Raw genomic sequence first — 17,691 nt, forward strand, 5'->3', positions numbered from 1 at the left:
TATGCAGCCGGTACGACAGACTACGGATTCCGCGGCGCTCGTGCGTGCGGGTGTCGACCGCGACGGGATCGTTATGCTCAATTTCCCCTCAGATGTAATGACGCTGGTGGCGGTTGCTCATTAGTGTCCTCGCAACCGACGAGGACGGAGCTACACGCCGATGAGCGAAGTATCGGTGACCAAGGACGCCGCGCCGGCCGCGGAAGATCTGGTCGTACTGGACAACGTCAACAAGCACTTCGGTGCGCTGCATGTACTCCAGGACATCGACCTGACGATCGCTCGCGGAGAGGTCGTCGTCGTCATCGGGCCCTCCGGGTCGGGCAAGTCCACCCTGTGCCGCACCATCAACCGGCTGGAGACGGTCGACTCGGGCCACATCTCCATCGACGGGAAGCCGCTGCCGCAGGAGGGCAAGCCGCTGGCGAAGCTGCGTGCGGACGTCGGCATGGTCTTCCAGGCGTTCAACCTCTTCGCGCACAAGACGGTGCTGGAGAACGTGATGCTGGGGCAGACCAAGGTCCGCCGCACCGAGAAGCAGGCCGCCGAGACGAAGGCACGTGCCCTCCTCGACCGCGTCGGCGTCGGCAACCAGGCCGACAAGTACCCCGCACAGCTCTCCGGGGGGCAGCAGCAGCGGGTGGCCATCGCCCGTGCGCTCGCCATGGACCCCAAGGTGATGCTCTTCGACGAGCCCACGTCCGCTCTCGACCCCGAGATGATCAACGAGGTCCTCGAGGTGATGAAGCAGCTCGCCGACGAGGGCATGACGATGGTCGTCGTCACGCACGAGATGGGCTTCGCACGCTCGGCCGCCAACCGCGTCGTCTTCATGTCGGACGGGCGGATCGTCGAGGAGGCGACGCCGGACCAGTTCTTCAACAACCCCCGCAGTGACCGGGCGAAGGACTTCCTTGCGAAGATCCTTCATCACTGATGTGCCGCTGAGCGGAGCTCCCCGAGCAGGAATCGGTCGGTTCCGGGGCAGATCAGCGCAGTTCAGAGAGCAGTTCCGAGCAGATTGCGAAGCAGTTCCGAGTCCACTCCAGTCCCAGTCCCAGCAACGCCCCGCAACGACCGCCGGCCCCCGCCGCCCCGGTTCACCGGCCGTCCGGCTGCCACCCCACCGGCAGCCGGAGGCCGGACGCCGCGGCAGCCGCCCGCACCGCCGGCGACCCGCACGACCGGCGGTGTAACTACCGCCGACCAGCAGAACACCGAGCGCAAGGGATGCCCAACATGAAGTTCCGGAAGACCGCCGCCTCGGCGGCCGTGGTCCTCACTCTCGCCCTGTCCGCCACCGCCTGCGGAGGCAAGGAAGGCACCGCCGGTGACAAACCGGGCGGCGACACGGACACCAAGGCGCTGCCGAAGTACAAGGTCGCCAAGGACGTCAAGGTCGACTCACCCGTGCTCAAGAAGGCCCAGAAGCGCGGCAAGCTGATCATCGGCGCCAAGTCCGACCAGCCCTACCTCGGCTTCCAGGACCCCTCGTCCAAGAAGTACGAGGGCTTCGACATCGAGGTCGCCAAGATGGTCGCCGCCGACCTCGGCTTCGACCCCGAGAAGGACGTGCAGTTCAAGACGATCGACTCCTCGATCCGGGAAACCGCGATCTCCAAGGGGCAGGTCGACCTGATGGTCGGCACGTACACGATCAACGACGAGCGCAAGAAGCAGGTCAGCTTCGCAGGCCCGTACTACATGGCCGGACAGGACCTCCTGGTCCGCAAGGACGAGAAGTCGATCAAGGGTCCGGACAGCATCAAGGGCAAGAAGGTCTGCTCGATCGTCGGCTCGACCCCGCTGCAGAACCTCAAGGACAACAAGTCCAAGTACGGTGCCGAGACAGTCGAGTTCGGCAAGTACACCGAATGCGTCAAGCAGCTGCTCGACGGCCAGGTCGACGCCATGACCACCGACGACGCCATCCTCAAGGGCTACGCCGCCGAGCGTCCGACCAAGCTCAAGGTCGTCGGCGAGACCTTCAGCGACGAGCCGTACGGCATCGGCCTCAAGAAGGGCGACAAGGAGCTGCAGAGCGCCGTGCTCGACGCCGTCGAGGCGCACCAGAAGGACGGCAGCTACAAGAAGGCCTACGACGCGACGCTGGGCCGCTCCGGTTCGAAGTTCGAGGAGCCGCCGGCCCTCGAGCGCGACTGACGGCCCTGGGCGCGTCGGCCTGATCCGACGGCAGAGTCCACCTCGCGCGGCGGTCACGACCGACCGGCCGGCCGGCGCCACCCCGCGTCCCGTACGCCCGTCCGCACGGGCGGGCGTACGGGACGCGGCATTCCCTGACCGCCCTGCGGAGACCCTATGAATGTTCTGCTCGACCACCTGGACCTGTTCCGAGACGGATTCATCGGAACGGTCTCGCTGACCGCGGCCAGTGCCGCGCTCGCGCTCATACTCGGCGTGCTGATAGCCGGCTTCCGGGTCTCGCCGGTGCCGCCGCTGCGCGCGTTCGGCACGGTGTGGGTGACGCTGCTGCGCAACACCCCGTTGACGCTGCTGTTCCTCGTGGCCTTCTTCGTACTGCCGCAGGTCGTCTTCCCCGGAATGAGCTCATACATCCTGGGCGTGCTGGCGCTCGGCTTCTACACCTCGTCGTTCGTGTGCGAAGCGGTGCGCTCCGGTATCAGCACGGTGGCGCTCGGGCAGGCCGAGGCCGCCCGCAGCCTGGGCATGACCTTCGTCCAGACGCTGCGCATGGTCGTACTGCCGCAGGCGACCCGCACCGTGCTTCCTCCGCTGAGCAGCATCATGATCGCCCTCACGAAGAACTCCGCCATCGCCGGCGCCTTCAACAACCCCGAACTCTTCAGCGTCCAGAAGGTGCTGAGCGACAAGGGCTACAACGTCATGGTCATCTTCGTCTGGGTGGCCCTCGCCTACCTCGTGCTCGTCTTCCTGATCAGCGGCCTCTTCCGGCTGCTGGAGCGCAGGCTGGAGGTCGCCCGATGAGCTCGTCCGTTCTCTTCGACGCTCCCGGTCCCAAGGCCCGTGCACGCAACCGCGTCTACGCCGTCGTGGGATCCGCCGCGGTCCTCGGGCTGATCGCCTTCTTCGTCTACAGGCTTGCCGCGAAGGGCCAGCTGGACGGGGCGATGTGGGACATCTTCAACTACGCCGGCGTGCGCAACTCCATCGCCAACGGCATCGTCAGCACCCTTGAGGCGTTCGCGATGGCGGGTGTGCTGTCGCTGGTGCTGGCCGTGCTGCTCGCGGTGGCGCGGCTCTCCGAGCACAGGCCCGTGAGCTGGGTGGCGACCGGCGTCATCGAACTCTTCCGCGCCGTGCCGCTGCTGATCACCATCTACGTGCTGTGGGTCGGCTTCTTCACCAGCGACCCGCTGTGGGCGGTGGTCATCGGCCTCACGCTCTACAACGGCGCGGTGCAGGCCGAGGTGCTCCGCGCGGGCATCCTCGCCGTTCCCAGGGGGCAGAGCGAAGCCGCGTATGCGCTGGGCATGAGCAAGACCCAGGTGATGACCACGGTCCTCATCCCGCAGGCCGTGCGGTCCATGCTGCCGACGATCGTCAGCCAGCTCGTCGTGACGCTGAAGGACACCTCGCTCGGCTTCGTCATCACCTACGAGGAACTCCTGTACGCCGGGCGGCAGATGGCCAGCACCATCCTCGTCGACGGGGAGAACCCGTACGTCCCGGTCGTGCTGGTCTTCGGCGCCATCTACGTCGCGATGTGCCTCGCCCTGTCCGCGCTCGCCAACTGGATCGAGAAGCGCGGGCGGCGGGCCAAGACGGGCATCAAGGTTGCCGACGCCCAGACGGCGACACCCGACATGGGCGGGGGCGCCGGCCCGGCGACCTGACGCGGGGCGCTGGGCGAGGAGCGCGGCCGCACCGCAGAGGAGCGCCCGGCAATCCGCAGAGGAGCGCTCGGCAATCCGCTGAGGAGCGGGCCGGGAGCGGTGGCGGGAGCGGTGGCGATCGCAGAGGAGCGGCCGGCAGCGGCCGTCAGCACGGGAGCGGCGGCCTGGACTTGTCACGATCTGTCCGGGCAGCCGCTTCCGCCGTTCCGGCTCAGCTTGACGGGTGACCTGGCACTGGGTTGCATACGTTTCGTGATCGCGCACTGTGCTCCACCCGTTCCCGCTTCCCCCTCCTCAGCCGCCGGTGCGGGCCGGGCGGTCCGCGGTGTCCGGCACCGCACGGGGACCCGCGCGTGAGCGAGTCCGAAGTCATCGTCGTCGGCGCGGGGCCGGCCGGGCTCGCGCTGTCACTGGCGCTCGCGAAATCCGGTGTGCCGTCGCTGTTGCTGGACAACAGCGACGGCGACGTGACCGTGCGGGCCGCCCGCAGCTGCGTGCTGCGCCCCGACACCGCTTCGTGGCTCACGGCGCTGACGGGCCCTGACTCCGCCGTCCCCGGCGCGCGCTGGACCCGCTGGAGCACGAGGCGCCGTCAACAGCTCGTCCAGGACGTGGAGTTGACGGAGGAGACGGCACCGCTGCATCTGGAGCAGCACGCGCTGGAGCGCGGGCTGCGTGACGCACTCTCGCGGGAGAAGCTCGCGCAGATCGTCACCCGCAGCCACGTCGACATCATCGAGCAGGACGCCAAGGGTGTCACCGCGCACACGAGACCGCGCGGCTCCGTCGCCCCGGCCGCCCTGGTGGCCGGCGCCGGCGACGGGGAAGGCGGGGACGGTCCGGACCGCACGCCCGAGGTGGGTGCGGGGCGGGGCAACAGGCCCGGCAGGGGCGGCACTTGGTGGCGTGGCAGCTATCTCGTCGGCTGCGACGGCGCGCGCTCCACCGTACGGAAACTGCTCGGGGTGCCCTTCGCGGGCCGCACGGCCGTCGAGCGGCATGCGGTCGCTGCGCTGCGCACACAGCTTCCGTGGGAGCAACAGGCGTTGCTGCACCGGGAGTTGGGCGGCAGAGGCAGCGGCGGAGGAGGCGACGGGCGGAGCACCGGTGGTCGCGGCGCGGGCGGTACGGGCGGACGGCAGCCGGAGGTGACGGCCCGGCCGCTGCCGGACGACGTATGGCGCCTCGACTGGCTGCTGCCACCGCGCGGCGAACTCGTCACCCCGGACGCCCTGTTGGAGCGCGTCCACGCCACCCTCGGCGAGTGGCACGGAGGGGGGCGCGGCAGCGGAGGCGGCGGCGTGGGCCGTGATGGTGGCGGTGGCGGCGGTGGTCGCGGCGGCGCGGGGGACATCGGTCCGTACGAACTCCTCGACACCGGCGTCCACACCTCGCACCAGCGGCTCGCTCGACGCTGGCGGGTGGAACGTACGTTCCTCGCGGGCGACGCCGCCCATCTCGTCGGCGCGCTCGGCGTGCAGTCGGTGGACGAAGGGCTGCGCGACGCGGCGAACCTCGCCTGGAAGCTGGCTCTGGCCTGGCACGAGGCCAACGGTGTACGGGGGCCGCGCGTCGACCGGGACGCCGTCGAAGTGCTCCTGGACAGCTACGAGTCGGAGCGGCGCGGCGCCGTGGGAGCCCGGCTCCGCGCGGTCGACCAGGCGCTGCCGCTGGTGCGCCGCGAAGGCGGCGGTCTGCGGTCGATGCTGCCGGGCGGCGGCGCCCGTACCCCACTGGAACTGCTGACGGACGGACACTTGGGGCGGGGGCTGCTGGGGGCGCCTGCCACATACCGGCACTCGCCGCTCACCCCCGCGCGGAGCGCGGTCGAGACGGTGCCGGTCGATACGCCGCCCGGAGGGCCCGTCGACGATGTGCCGGTGATCGCTCTGGACGGGGAGCGCGGGAGACTGCGCGCGCAGCTGTGCGGCTCGGGCAGCGAACTGCTGGTGCTGCTCGTCGCTCCCGGCACCGCCGTCTGGGACAGCCGGCACTGGCTCTCGGCGGGCCTGATGCCCGAACTGGCCGCGGCAGTGGACGCGTTGCCGCTGAAGGCCCGGCTGCTGGTGACGGAGCAGTATCCGGGCGCGGCCGCGCACACCGTGCTGGTGATACGGCCCGACGGTCATCTGGTGGCAGCCCTGCCGGGGCCGCGCACCGGTCAGCTACGAGCGTGCGCGGACGCCGTGCGCGGAGGCACCCTTGACCGGAACCGGCCGGCCACGTCCCGCGGGGCACGCCGGTAAGCGACGGGTGACGGGTGACGGGTGACGGGTGACGGGTGACGAACCAGGGTCAACCGGCGAGTTGAGGAGTCAGTCCTCGGGCAGATACCGGTCCAGCAGCTCCGGATCGTCGCCCTCTTCCTCCAGCGCCTGCCGCACCACACGCAGCGCGAGCCCTTCGCCGTACCCCCGGCGGGCGAGCATCCCGGCGAGGCGGCGGATGCGCTTCTCCCGGTCGAGCCCTCTGGTGGATCGCAGCTTCCCCTCCACCAGAGCACGCGCCGTCTCCGCCTCACGCTCGGCATCGAGCTGCCCGACGGCGTCCTCGATGACCTGGGAATCCACCCCTTTGGTGCGCAGTTCGCGGGCGAGTGCCCTGCGGGCCAGCCCTCGGCTGTGATGCCGGGATTCGACCCACGCGTCGGCGAAAGCGACGTCGTCGATCAGCCCGACCTCCTCGAAGCGGGAGAGCACCTCCCCGGCGACGTCGTCCGGGATCTCCCGCTTCCGCAGGGCATCGGCGAGCTGCCGACGCGTGCGCGGCGTACCGGTGAGCAGCCTCAGACAGATGGCCCGCGCCTGCTCCGCAGGGTCCTTCTCCGGCCGGGCGCCCTGCGACCGGCCCTCCTCACCGTCACCTTCGGCGTCTGCAATCCCGTCTGCGCCTGCCCCTGAATCCGCGCCTGCTTCTGAATCTGTCTCTGAATCTGCCTCTGCGCCTGCGTCGTGAGCACCGTCGCGAGCAGGTTCAAACGCGGACCCATGAGGAGTCTCACCGGCCTCGCCTCCCGACCGGCCCGCGGCCCGTGGGCCGCCGCGGCCGGGGTGCTCGCCGCCGTCCTCGGCGTCGCCCGGCAGCGCTCCCTCACCCGTGCGCCGGGCGTCGGACTTGCGCCTGCGTGACGTACGGGCAGTACGCGGTGACCCCACCTCGGCCCTCGACGAAGTGGGGCCACCGCTGTCTTCCTGGACCGGCCATTGGGTGCGCCGTGTCACGGATCAGCTCTTCGCGGCCGCGGACTTGGGAGCCTTCGCCTTCGAAGCCGGAGCCGCCTTGACCGCTTCTGCGGCACCGTCGGCCGGGGGCACCGCCGCACCGGCGGCGTCGGCACCGGGCTCGGTGCCGGGCTCTTCCGGCGCCACTCCGATGCCCAGCTTCTCCTTGATCTTCTTCTCGATCTCGTTGGCCAGATCAGGGTTGTCGCGCAGGAAGTTGCGGGAGTTCTCCTTGCCCTGGCCGAGCTGGTCGCCCTCGTAGGTGTACCAAGCGCCCGACTTGCGGATGAAGCCGTTCTCCACGCCCATGTCGATCAACCCGCCCTCGCGGCTGATGCCCTGTCCGTAGAGGATGTCGAACTCGGCCTGCTTGAACGGCGGGGCGACCTTGTTCTTGACGACCTTGACGCGGGTGCGGTTGCCCACCGCGTCGGTGCCGTCCTTGAGGGTCTCGATGCGGCGGATGTCGAGCCGCACGGAGGCGTAGAACTTCAGCGCGCGGCCACCCGTAGTGGTCTCGGGCGACCCGAACATGACGCCGACCTTCTCGCGCAGCTGGTTGATGAAGATCGCCGTCGTCTTGGAGTGGTTCAGCGCGCCGGTGATCTTCCGGAGCGCCTGGCTCATCAGCCGGGCCTGGAGGCCAACGTGCGAATCGCCCATCTCGCCCTCGATCTCCGCACGCGGCACGAGCGCGGCGACGGAGTCGATGACGATCAGGTCGAGCGCACCGGAACGGATGAGCATGTCGACGATTTCCAGGGCCTGTTCGCCGTTGTCCGGCTGGGAGAGGATCAGCGCGTCCGTGTCGACGCCGAGCTTCTTCGCGTACTCGGGGTCGAGGGCGTGCTCCGCGTCGACGAACGCGACCGTGCCGCCCCCCTTCTGGGCATTGGCCACCGCGTGCAACGTCAGGGTCGTCTTTCCGGAGGACTCCGGCCCGAACACCTCCACGACGCGGCCGCGCGGGAGGCCGCCGGCGCCGAGAGCCACATCGAGGGCGGTGGAACCCGTGGGGATGACCTCAACGGGCTCGTTCGGCCGCTCCCCCATGCGCATCACGGCGCCCTTGCCGAACTGCCGTTCAATCTGCGCGAGGGCGGTTTCGAGCGCCTTCTCGCGGTCGGTCTCTGCCATGGGTGCCACCCGGTTTGCTTGAGTCGATCGCTTCACGTCCACGACGCTAGCGTCTGCCACTGACAATCGGCCCGGCTCCCTGCTCCTCACCCGGTAAGGGGGAGCGGGAGAACCCCGCCAGAGGCTCCATAAGAATCGATGTTCGATTTTTGCGTCAAGCGACCCTGAAATCCTGTGGACAACTACCGAAATCCCCGCCCAAAAAGGCGAGTTCGGCACGGCGCAGCCGACGGCCACCGCCCACGGCCACGAAGGACACGCCGGCCAGGTCACCGCTTCTCGGCGGGCACCTCCATGACGGCACACACCGTGCGCCAGACGTCCTTCGCCGCCCAGCCGGCGTCCAGGGCCTCGCAGACCGTACGGCCGCCGAGTTCGGACATCACATGGTCATGGGCGAAGGAGTCCGCATAGGACTCGCCGAAGTGGTCCGCCATCCGCTGCCAGAAGTCCGTCAAGCGCATGGGCCCAGTATCCAGCCCCGTACCGAACCGGCCGCCGGCCCCGTCGGCCCGCCGCTCAGGGGGACCACCCCAGCGCCCGTACCGCAGCCGTGACCAGCACCGCAGCCGCGATCACCACGAGGAAGGGCGCACGCAGCAGCAGCGCCACCGCAGCCGCCCCCAGCCCCGCCGCCTTCGCGTCCAGCAGCAGCACCCCGCCGTCGCTGAAGGTCTGCTGTGCCGTCAGCGCGGCGAGCAGCGCGACCGGAAGCAGCGTCACCAGCCGCTTGACGAAAGGGCGTTCCAGCATGCCTTCGGGCACGGACAGCCCGAGCAGCTTGGCGGCGTAGCAGCCCAGCGCCGTCGCACCGATCGCGATCCACACGCTCATCGCCGCTCCTCCCCCGTCTCCGTCGACATCTCCGTCCCCGTCTCCGTCGCGGCATCTGTCACCGTCGTGGCTTCTGTCTCCCTCTCCGTCCCGCGCTCCGGCTCCCGTTCCCGTTCCCGGCGCCCGCGCAGCAGCAGTACGGCCGGTGCCGCCAGCGCCGCGAGCAGTACCGGCACACCGCCCGGCAGTACGGGCAGCAGCCCGAGCCCCAGCGCGACGGCCAGAGCCGCGGTCGCACGGGCGGCGGCCGTGCGGAGCATGGGTGCCAGCAGTGCCAGGAAGACCGCGGGCCCTGCCGCGTCCAGCCCCCATGTCTTCGTGTCGCCGAGCGCGCCCGCTCCCAGCGCGCCGAGCAGCGTGGTGAGGTTCCACAGCACGAAGAGGGTCACGCCGGTGACCGTGAAGCCGATGCGGGCGCCCCGCCGGGTGCTCTGGGCGAGCGTGACCGCGGCGGTCTCGTCGATGACCATGTGCGCGGCAAGGGGACGTATCGCGCGCGGCAGCCGCAGCAGGGTGGCCAGGCGCAGTCCGTAGAAGGCGTTCCGTACGCCCAGGAAGAACGCTCCCGCCGCGGCCGTGAGCGGGCTCGCACCCGCCGCGAGCGCGCCGACGAGGGCGAACTGCGAGGCCCCCGTGAAGACGAGGAGACTGAGCGCGCAGGTCTGCGGCAGGCTGACGCCCGCGCCGGCCGCCGTCACCCCGAACGCGAATCCGGACAGCCCGACGGCGACGCCCACGCCCAGCGCGTCGCGTACGACGGCGCGGTCGTCGGCTCCCGGAGCGGGGTGCGGGTGCGGGCTGGTGGGCGGCTGTGAGTCGTCTTTCTGTTCGAGCACGGGCGTCACGTTAGCCGCGGGACGCATCCGCGGTCTTGTACGTTCTTGCGCCCCCGGTCGCCGGCCCGTACACCGGTGCAGCGCTCAAGCAGCCCGTCGCCGGCGGTTCACCCGGGCCGCAGACGCTCGCGCTGGTAGGCGCCCGGCGGTACACCCACGATGCGTCCGAAGTGCCGGCTGAGGTGCGACTGGTCGGTGAAGCCCACTGCGGCTGCGGCGTCCGCGGGTGGCACGCCCGCGTCCAGCAGCGAGCGTGCCCGGTGCACGCGGGCGTCGGTCAGCCAGGCGTGCGGCGGCATCCCGTACAGCTCGCGGTAGGCCCGCAGCAGCGCGAAGACCCCGGTGGCCAGCTCGCCCGCGAGCGCCTCGAGGGTGGGAGGGTCCGCCATCCGCTCCTCCAGGACCGCACGAGCGCGCTCCGCGGTCCGGGCCCCTGCCGTCATGACCGGTCGGGAGGGCAGCGGACCGCCGTGCAGCCGCAGCAGCCGGGCCACCGCGATCCGCAGCAGACTGTCGGCGGCGAGCATCTGCCCTCCTTCTGCGGCGCGGTGTACGCGGGCGACGAGGCGGGCGCTCCCGGGGTCGTCGGCGACCGCGGTGGCGAAGCCCGGGGTGCCGCGGAGCGACGCGGTCTCGGCGGCTATGCCGGCGACGACTCCGGGGGCCGGATACAGCACGTCGTAACGCCAGCCCTCCGGCCCGCCCGCGTGGGCCGAGTGCGGGATGCCGGGGTTGATCAGCGCGAGCCCGCCGGGTCCGGCACGGTGCTCGGCACCGCGGTGCTCGAAGACCTCCACGCCCTCGGCGATGGCACCGATGACGTAGGCGTCGTGCGTGTGCCGGGCGAACGTCTTGGTCAGATAGCGCGCCCGCAGCAGATCGACGCCCGGCAGCTGCGGATGCCGCCAGTGCCGCGCGCTCTCTCCCGCTCCCATGGGGCCATTCTGCGCTGTATGGCGGGCTTGTCAGTGGTGAGGTGCACGATGGACTCCATGGGTCAGATCTCGCCGGGCTCCTCACCCGCCTCGGCTCTCGATGCCTTCTCACCCGCGACCCGGGCCTGGTTCACGGGAGCCTTCCGCGCGCCCACGTCCGCCCAGGAGGGCGCCTGGCGCGCGCTGGCGGAGGAGTCGGACGCGCTGGTCGTGGCGCCCACCGGCTCCGGCAAGACCCTGGCCGCCTTCCTCGCGTCGCTCGACAGGCTGGCCTCCGCTCCCCCGCCCGCGGACCCGGTCAAGCGCTGCCGTGTGCTGTATGTCTCGCCGCTGAAGGCGCTCGCGGTCGACGTGGAGCGCAATCTGCGCAGCCCGCTGACCGGCATCCGCCAGGAGTCGCTCCGGCTCGGCCGGCCCGAGCCGGACATCAGGGTCGGCATCCGCTCCGGTGACACCCCGGCCGCCGAGCGGCGCTCGCTGGCCCGCCGCCCGCCGGACATCATGATCACCACGCCCGAGTCCCTGTTCCTGATGCTCACCTCCGCCGCCCGCGAGGCCCTCTCCGGCGTCGAGACGGTGATTCTGGACGAGGTGCACGCGGTGGCCGGCACCAAGCGGGGCGCTCATCTGGCGCTGTCGCTGGAGCGGCTGGACGAGCTGCTGGAGCGGCCCGCCCGCCGTATCGGCCTCTCCGCGACGGTGCGGCCCGTGGACGAGGTGGCGCGTTTCCTCTCGCCGCAGCGCAAGGCGACCGTGGTGCAGCCGCAGTCCGGCAAGGAGTTCGATCTGTCGGTGGTGGTGCCCGTCGAGGACATGGGCGAGCTGAGCGGCTCGCCCGCCCAGGACGCCGGCGGCGGCACTCCGGGCGGAGGCGGTCCGGGCGGAGGCGGGAAGCCGTCGATCTGGCCCTCGGTGGAGGAGCGCATCGCCGACCTCGTGCAGGCGCACCGCTCGACCATCGTCTTCGCCAACTCCCGCCGCCTCGCGGAGCGTCTGTGCAACAGGCTGAACGAGATCGCGTACGAGCGCGCCACCGGCGAGCCCATGCCCGAGCACCATTCGCCGGCGGAGGTGATGGCCGAGGCGGGGTCGGCGAAGGGCGCTCCGCCGCTGCTGGCCCGTGCGCACCACGGTTCGGTCTCCAAGGACCAGCGCGCGCAGGTGGAGGAGGAGCTGAAGTCGGGGCGGCTGCCCGCCGTCGTCGCCACTTCCAGCCTGGAGCTGGGCATCGACATGGGGGCGGTGGACCTGGTCGTCCAGGTCGAGTCGCCTCCGTCGGTCGCGTCGGGGCTGCAGCGGGTGGGGCGTGCGGGCCATCAGGTCGGCGCCGTCTCGGCCGGTGTGGTCTTTCCCAAGTACCGGGGAGACCTGGTCCAGTCGGCGGTGGTCACGGAGCGGATGCGCGAGGGTGCCATCGAGGCCCTGCGCATCCCGGCGAATCCGCTGGACGTTCTGGCGCAGCAGCTGGTCGCGATGGTCTCCGTGGACACGTGGGACGTGGAGGAGCTGCTGCTGTTGGTGCGCCGCGCGGCGCCGTTCGCCTCTCTTCCCGAGTCGGCCTACCACGCCGTGCTGGACATGCTCGCGGGCCGCTATCCGTCCGACGCGTTCGCCGAGCTGCGGCCCCGTCTGGTGTGGGACAGGGTGGCGCAGACCCTCAGCGGCCGGCCCGGCGCGCAGCGTCTCGCGGTCACGTCGGGGGGCACGATCCCCGACCGCGGTCTCTTCGGCGTCTTCCTGGCCGGCGCCGATCCGAAGAAGGGCGGCGGCCGGGTCGGCGAGCTCGACGAGGAGATGGTCTACGAGTCCCGCGTGGGTGACGTCTTCACCCTGGGCACCACCTCCTGGCGGATCGAGGACATCACCCGGGACCGTGTGCTCGTCACCCCCGCTCCCGGTGTGCCGGGCCGGCTGCCCTTCTGGAAGGGCGATCAGCTGGGCCGTCCCCTGGAGTTGGGGCGTGCGCTGGGCGGGTTCCTCCGCGAGATCGGCTCGCTCGGCCCGGAGGCGGCGCGCGAGCGGCTCTCGGCGGCGGGGCTCGACGAGCTGGCGGTCGGCAATCTGCTCACGTATCTCGACGAGCAGCGCAGCGCCTGCGGTCACGTCCCCGACGACCGGACGATCGTGGTCGAACGCTTCCGCGACGAGCTGGGCGACTGGCGGATCGTCGTGCATTCCCCCTTCGGTGCGCAGGTCCACGCGCCGTGGGCGCTGGCCCTCGGTGCCCGTCTCACCGAGCGGTACGGCATGGACGCCCAGGTCATGCACGCCGACGACGGTCTCGTACTCCGCCTCCCCGACGCCGACCTGATGGGCCTGGATCTGCTGGAGGAGGCCGCCGAGGCCGCTCCGTCCGGGGGCAGTGCGGCCTTCGACGACGGGCAGGCCCCGGTCGGCGTCTCCGACGTCCTCTTCGACGCGGGCGACGTCGAGCAGATCGTCACCGACCAGGTGGGCGGCTCGGCGCTGTTCGCCGCCCGCTTCCGGGAGTGCGCCGCACGTGCGCTGCTGCTGCCCCGCCGCAACCCCGGCAAGCGCACGCCGCTGTGGCAGCAGCGGCAGCGCGCCGCCCAACTCCTCCAGGTCGCATCGGAGTTCGGCTCCTTCCCGATCGTGCTGGAGGCGGTCCGCGAATGCCTCCAGGACGTCTTCGACGTGCCGGGCCTCTCGGAGCTGATGGGCGACATCGAGGCACGCCGGGTCCGCGTGGTCGAGGTCACCACCGCCGATCCGTCCCCCTTCGCCCGGTCGCTGCTCTTCGGCTATGTCGCGCAGTATCTGTACGAGGGCGACTCACCGCTGGCGGAGCGCCGCGCGGCGGCGCTGTCGCTGGACTCCCGGCTGCTGGCCGAGCTGCTGGGCCGGGCGGAGCTGCGTGAGCTGCTCGACGCCGAAGTCCTGACGGAGCTGGAGCGCGAGCTGCAGTGGCTGAGCGAGGACCGGCGTGTGAAGGACTCCGAGGGCGTGGCCGATCTGCTCCGGCTGCTGGGCCCGCTGACGACATCCGCGCTGCGCGAGCGTGGAGCCGATCCGCAGTGGGCCGTGGATCTGGAGTCGGCCCGGCGGGCCATCCGCGTCCGTATCGCGGGAGAGGAGCACTTCGCGGCCGTCGAGGACGCGGGGCGCCTGCGTGACGCGCTGGGCGTCGCCCTGCCCGTGGGGGTCCCGGAGGCGTTCACCGAGCCCGTGCCCGATCCGCTCGGGGACCTTCTCGCCCGGTACGCCCGTACGCACGGGCCGTTCGTCTCCGCCGACGCCGCGGCACACTTCGGGCTTGGCACGGCCGTGGCGGAAGGAGCGCTGCAGCGGCTCGGGGCGGGCGGACGTCTCGTGCAGGGAGAGTTCCATCCCGCCGGCGTGGGCCAGGAGTGGTGCGACGCCGCAGTGCTGCGCCGGCTGCGGCGCCGTTCGCTCGCGGCGCTGCGCCAGGAGCTGGAGCCGGTGCCGGGGTCCGCGCTCGCGGCCTTCCTCCCCCAGTGGCAGCACGTGTCCCCGTCGGGCGCCGGCAGCGTGCGCGGCATCGACGGACTGATGCGCACCGTAGAGCAGTTGCAGGGCGCGCCGGTGCCCGCCTCGGCGCTGGAGAAGCTGGTCCTGCCCGGTCGCGTACGTGACTACGGCCCCGGCATGCTCGACGAACTGACCACCTCCGGCGAGATCGTCTGGGCCGGCGCGGGTTCGCTGCCCGGCAAGGACGGCTGGGTCTCCCTGTATCCGGCCGACTCGGCGGGTCTGCTGCTGCCGCCGCCCCTGCCGCTGGAGCCGGGGCCCCTTCAGCAGGCCGTCCTCGATGCGCTGGCTCCCGGTTACGGCCTGTTCTTCCGTCAGATCGCCGACCAGGTGCGTGCCTCCAGCGACCCGGAGGCCACCGATCCGCAACTGGCCGACGCCCTCTGGGATCTGGCCTGGTCCGGCCGCGTCTCCAACGACACGCTGGCTCCGCTGCGCGCCCTCCTCGGCTCCGGCCGTACGGCGGGGGCGACGGCACACCGCGCCAAGCGAGCGGTCCCGCGCGGGCGTTACGGCTCCCTGACCGCCGCCGCCACCCGCAGCGGCACGAACCGGCCCACCGCTTCCCGCAACGGCCCGCCGACCGTCGCCGGCCGCTGGTCCCTGCTGCCCGCCGCCGAGACGGACGCGACGCACCGGGCGCACGCCCTTGCCCGTACGCTCCTCGACCGGCACGGCATCGTCACGCGCGGCGCCGTGGCCGCGGAGGGTGTGGAGGGCGGCTTCTCCGCCGCGTACAGGGTGCTGTCGGTATTCGAGGAGAGCGGGCAGGCACGGCGCGGATATGTCGTGGAGGGCCTGGGCGCCGCGCAGTTCGCGATGGACGGCGCCATCGACAGGCTCCGCGCGGTGCACACGGCCCGCGAGCGGGACCAGCACTTCCGCGCCGTGGTGCTGGCCGCCGCCGACCCGGCGAACGCATACGGAGCGGCCCTCCCCTGGCCCGAGCCGCCCGAGGGCGCGACGCACAAACCGGGCCGCAAGGCGGGAGCCGTGGTCGTCCTGGTCGACGGCGAGTTGACGATCTACATGGAGCGCGGCGGCAAGACGCTGCTCGTCTGGCCGGGCACCCCCGCGGACGGCGGCACAGCTCCGGACGACGACGTCATGGATACGGGCAGGGTGCCCGCGCCCGCCACGGCAGCGGAGGCGCTGGCACGCGCCGCCCTGGAGGGCGCTCTCGGCACGGTCACCGTGGAACGGGTGAACGGAGCTCCGGCGCTCTCGTCACCTTTCGGCAGCCTCCTGGAGAGCGCCGGCTTCCACGCCACCCCGCGCGGGCTGCGCCTGCGGGCCCGATGACAGCAACGGTCCGGGGAAGGGCAAGAGCCCCTGCGTCGCCGGGAGTCGGCGTACAGGCGACGATCGCCGGCGCAGGTCGCTCACCGCGGTCTTCACCGGGGTCTTCACCGCCGGCCCCGCCGCGGCCCACGTCGCCGGCCCCGCCCTCGCCTCCGTTGCGAGGATGAGCGCATGCCCGAAGGAGACACGGTCTGGTACACGGCCCGCCGGCTGCACGGAATGTTCGCCGGGCAGGTCCTCACCCGTACCGACTTCCGCGTACCCCGCCTCGCGACCGCGGATCTCACCGGGCGCCGCGCTCTCGAAGCCGTCCCCCGCGGCAAGCACATCCTCATCCGCGTCGAGAGCGGCGTGACGGTCCACTCGCATCTCGGCATGGAGGGCGCGTGGCGGGTCAGCACCCCGGAACGTCCCGCACGAGGTGGCGGCGGGCCGTCGCACCAGATCCGGGCGATCCTGGCGACGGCCGCCGGCACGGCGACGGGCTACCGCCTCCCCCTCCTCGAACTGCTGCGTACCGACGAGGAGTCGGCCGCGCTCGGGCATCTGGGCCCCGACCTTCTGGGCCCCGACTGGGACGTACACGAGGCCCGGCGGCGCCTCCTCGCGGAGCCGGACCGCCCCCTCGTCGAAGCGCTGCTGGACCAGCGCAATCTCGCAGGCATCGGCAACGTCTACGGCGCCGAACTGTGCTTTCTCGCGGGCCTTTCACCCTGGAGCCCCCTCGGCGAGCTGCCACCGCCACGCCTGGAGAAGCTGCTCGCCGCCGCCCGCAATCTCCTCGACGCCAACAAGGAGCGCCTCGACCGCCGCACCACCCAGGCGCCCGCCGGTTCGGACCGCGACCGCGCTCTGTGGGTGTACGGGCGCACCCACCGCCCCTGCCACCGTTGCGGCACCCGCGTGCGCACGGGCACGCACGGGCCGCCCGAACGCCCGCGCACCGCCTTCTTCTGCCCCCGCTGCCAACCCGGCCCGCAGCCGCGGCAGTGGTAGCCGTTGCAGTGGTAGCCGATGTAGCCGTTGCCCGGCCGGAGCTCACCCCGGTCCTCGATCCCCCTGCCACCGAACTCGCCTCTCCGGCCCGTCCGTTCGTCCCACTGCCCCTCGCCGGCCGGCCCCTCGCTCGTACATCTGCGCAGGACGCCGCACCGTCGTACGCGGACCGGCCTCCCCCTGCTGCGGGCCCCTCAGCGTCACATGGACGGGCACCAGCCCCAGCCCCCAGCCGAGCACTGCCGCCATGGCATCAGCCGGCGGTGCACCGGGGGCTATGAGCCGCCACACGAGCCACACGGCTGCGACTGTGCCGACGGCTGTCAGGGCCCGGCGCACAGCCGGCGGCCGTATGCACCCCGCCATCTCCCGCACCTCCCGGACGAGCCGGTCGCTGGACACGCTCCGCCCATGGTCGCGCACTCAGTGCGACCCCGCGACAGCAGCGGGACGGGGACGGCCGACGCCGGCGCACCACAGCGCACGCCCCACAGACACCGAGAGGCCCTGCCGGACTTACCGGCAGGGCCTCTCGGCCAACTCTCTCGCTGTCGCGTAGTCCCTAACGGGGACGCGTCAGGCCGCGACCACGTCGACGGCCTCCGCGGGCGCCTTGATCGTGACGCGCTCTTCCGGGACTCCTGTGACCGATGTCACGGAGACGGGATTGAGGACAGTACGACGCATCGGCGCGGGCACGGTGTCGCTCGCAGCGGACTCGGCCAGCTCCGCGAGCGCCAGCTCGTCGCTGACCTCCCGCATCAGCTCGGACATCCGCACATCCAGCGCATCGCAGATCGAGGACAACAGCTCCGAGGAAGCTTCCTTCTGGCCACGCTCGACCTCGGAGAGATACCCGAGCGAAACCCGGGCAGATGAAGAGACTTCGCGCAGGGTTCGTCCCTGGCGCTGGCGCTGCCGACGCAGCACGTCACCCAGCAGGCGACGGAGCAGAATCATCGGTGCTCCTCCCTCTCAACGCGCGGCGTCTTCCACAGCTTGATATACCCACCACCCCATCGGGCGTGAATCCTTCAGGCTCCACCGTACCGCCTCGGGCTGCACCCGTGCGGGGAGCGATGTC

Annotated in this window: 14 protein-coding genes; 7 read left to right on the forward strand and 7 right to left on the reverse strand. The window is 71.6% G+C overall.

The window, feature by feature from the left end; all coding sequences use genetic code 11:
- Positions 1-160 precede the first annotated feature (160 nt).
- From ACSMXX_RS06680 to ACSMXX_RS06700, 5 genes are all read left to right on the forward strand, one after another.
- Positions 161-937 (forward strand): amino acid ABC transporter ATP-binding protein, encoded by a 777-nt coding sequence (locus ACSMXX_RS06680; RefSeq protein WP_473183118.1) that lies wholly within the window; start codon positions 161-163, stop codon positions 935-937.
- 302 nt (positions 938-1,239) lie between these two features.
- Positions 1,240-2,163 (forward strand): glutamate ABC transporter substrate-binding protein, encoded by a 924-nt coding sequence (locus ACSMXX_RS06685; RefSeq protein ID WP_473183119.1) that lies wholly within the window; start codon positions 1,240-1,242, stop codon positions 2,161-2,163.
- A gap of 156 nt (positions 2,164-2,319) precedes the next feature.
- On the forward strand, positions 2,320-2,967 hold the full coding sequence (locus tag ACSMXX_RS06690) for an amino acid ABC transporter permease (protein WP_473183120.1): 648 nt from the start codon (positions 2,320-2,322) through the stop codon (positions 2,965-2,967).
- The gene (locus tag ACSMXX_RS06695; protein WP_473183121.1) at positions 2,964-3,836 is read left to right on the forward strand and encodes an amino acid ABC transporter permease; all 873 of its coding nucleotides are present in this window, start codon (positions 2,964-2,966) and stop codon (positions 3,834-3,836) included. The genes ACSMXX_RS06690 and ACSMXX_RS06695 overlap by 4 nt, the downstream gene beginning before the upstream one ends.
- A gap of 353 nt (positions 3,837-4,189) precedes the next feature.
- Entirely contained in the window at positions 4,190-6,082 is a 1,893-nt protein-coding gene (locus tag ACSMXX_RS06700) for an FAD-dependent monooxygenase (RefSeq protein WP_473183122.1), read from the forward strand.
- 69 nt (positions 6,083-6,151) lie between these two features.
- Here ACSMXX_RS06700 and recX read toward each other — a convergent pair whose 3' ends face one another.
- The 6 genes from recX to ACSMXX_RS06730 form a co-directional block, all read right to left on the reverse strand.
- Positions 6,152-7,057 (reverse strand): recombination regulator RecX, encoded by a 906-nt coding sequence (gene recX / locus ACSMXX_RS06705; RefSeq protein ID WP_473183123.1) that lies wholly within the window; start codon positions 7,055-7,057, stop codon positions 6,152-6,154.
- A gap of 3 nt (positions 7,058-7,060) precedes the next feature.
- Positions 7,061-8,194, reverse strand: a complete 1,134-nt coding sequence (recA, locus tag ACSMXX_RS06710; protein ID WP_473183124.1) for a recombinase RecA — start codon at positions 8,192-8,194, stop codon at positions 7,061-7,063.
- Between the two features lie 269 nt (positions 8,195-8,463).
- Entirely contained in the window at positions 8,464-8,658 is a 195-nt protein-coding gene (locus tag ACSMXX_RS06715; protein WP_473183125.1) for a DUF3046 domain-containing protein, read from the reverse strand.
- A gap of 55 nt (positions 8,659-8,713) precedes the next feature.
- Positions 8,714-9,028 carry an AzlD domain-containing protein gene (locus ACSMXX_RS06720; protein WP_473183126.1) on the reverse strand — a complete coding sequence of 105 codons (315 nt, stop codon included), beginning with the start codon at positions 9,026-9,028 and terminating at the stop codon, positions 8,714-8,716.
- Complete coding sequence (locus ACSMXX_RS06725) at positions 9,025-9,864, reverse strand: AzlC family ABC transporter permease (RefSeq protein ID WP_473183127.1); 840 nt, start codon at positions 9,862-9,864, stop codon at positions 9,025-9,027. The genes ACSMXX_RS06720 and ACSMXX_RS06725 overlap by 4 nt, the downstream gene beginning before the upstream one ends.
- A gap of 107 nt (positions 9,865-9,971) precedes the next feature.
- Positions 9,972-10,799 carry an AraC family transcriptional regulator gene (locus ACSMXX_RS06730; protein ID WP_473183128.1) on the reverse strand — a complete coding sequence of 276 codons (828 nt, stop codon included), beginning with the start codon at positions 10,797-10,799 and terminating at the stop codon, positions 9,972-9,974.
- Positions 10,800-10,856: 57 nt separating this feature from the next.
- Between ACSMXX_RS06730 and ACSMXX_RS06735 the strand changes: the two genes are divergently transcribed.
- Together ACSMXX_RS06735 and ACSMXX_RS06740 are read left to right on the forward strand one after the other, a co-directional pair.
- Positions 10,857-15,611 (forward strand): ATP-dependent helicase, encoded by a 4,755-nt coding sequence (locus ACSMXX_RS06735; protein ID WP_473183129.1) that lies wholly within the window; start codon positions 10,857-10,859, stop codon positions 15,609-15,611.
- Between the two features lie 171 nt (positions 15,612-15,782).
- Complete coding sequence (locus ACSMXX_RS06740) at positions 15,783-16,607, forward strand: Fpg/Nei family DNA glycosylase (protein ID WP_473183130.1); 825 nt, start codon at positions 15,783-15,785, stop codon at positions 16,605-16,607.
- A 576-nt stretch (positions 16,608-17,183) separates the two neighbouring features.
- Here ACSMXX_RS06740 and ACSMXX_RS06745 read toward each other — a convergent pair.
- Positions 17,184-17,567 carry a helix-turn-helix domain-containing protein gene (locus ACSMXX_RS06745; RefSeq protein WP_070010621.1) on the reverse strand — a complete coding sequence of 128 codons (384 nt, stop codon included), beginning with the start codon at positions 17,565-17,567 and terminating at the stop codon, positions 17,184-17,186.
- Between the last annotated feature and the right edge of the window lie 124 nt (positions 17,568-17,691).

The organism is Streptomyces sp. DSM 116795 (genome assembly GCF_055792905.1).

Coding starts and splice junctions, on each gene's coding strand:
- ACSMXX_RS06680 (WP_473183118.1), top strand. CDS start 161: ATGAGCGAAGTATCGGTGACCAAGGACGCCGCGCCGGCCGCGGAAGAT.
- ACSMXX_RS06685 (WP_473183119.1), top strand. CDS start 1,240: ATGAAGTTCCGGAAGACCGCCGCCTCGGCGGCCGTGGTCCTCACTCTC.
- ACSMXX_RS06690 (WP_473183120.1), top strand. CDS start 2,320: ATGAATGTTCTGCTCGACCACCTGGACCTGTTCCGAGACGGATTCATC.
- ACSMXX_RS06695 (WP_473183121.1), top strand. CDS start 2,964: ATGAGCTCGTCCGTTCTCTTCGACGCTCCCGGTCCCAAGGCCCGTGCA.
- recA (WP_473183124.1), bottom strand. CDS start 8,194: ATGGCAGAGACCGACCGCGAGAAGGCGCTCGAAACCGCCCTCGCGCAG.
- ACSMXX_RS06715 (WP_473183125.1), bottom strand. CDS start 8,658: ATGCGCTTGACGGACTTCTGGCAGCGGATGGCGGACCACTTCGGCGAG.
- ACSMXX_RS06720 (WP_473183126.1), bottom strand. CDS start 9,028: ATGAGCGTGTGGATCGCGATCGGTGCGACGGCGCTGGGCTGCTACGCC.
- ACSMXX_RS06730 (WP_473183128.1), bottom strand. CDS start 10,799: ATGGGAGCGGGAGAGAGCGCGCGGCACTGGCGGCATCCGCAGCTGCCG.
- ACSMXX_RS06735 (WP_473183129.1), top strand. CDS start 10,857: ATGGGTCAGATCTCGCCGGGCTCCTCACCCGCCTCGGCTCTCGATGCC.
- ACSMXX_RS06740 (WP_473183130.1), top strand. CDS start 15,783: ATGCCCGAAGGAGACACGGTCTGGTACACGGCCCGCCGGCTGCACGGA.
- ACSMXX_RS06745 (WP_070010621.1), bottom strand. CDS start 17,567: ATGATTCTGCTCCGTCGCCTGCTGGGTGACGTGCTGCGTCGGCAGCGC.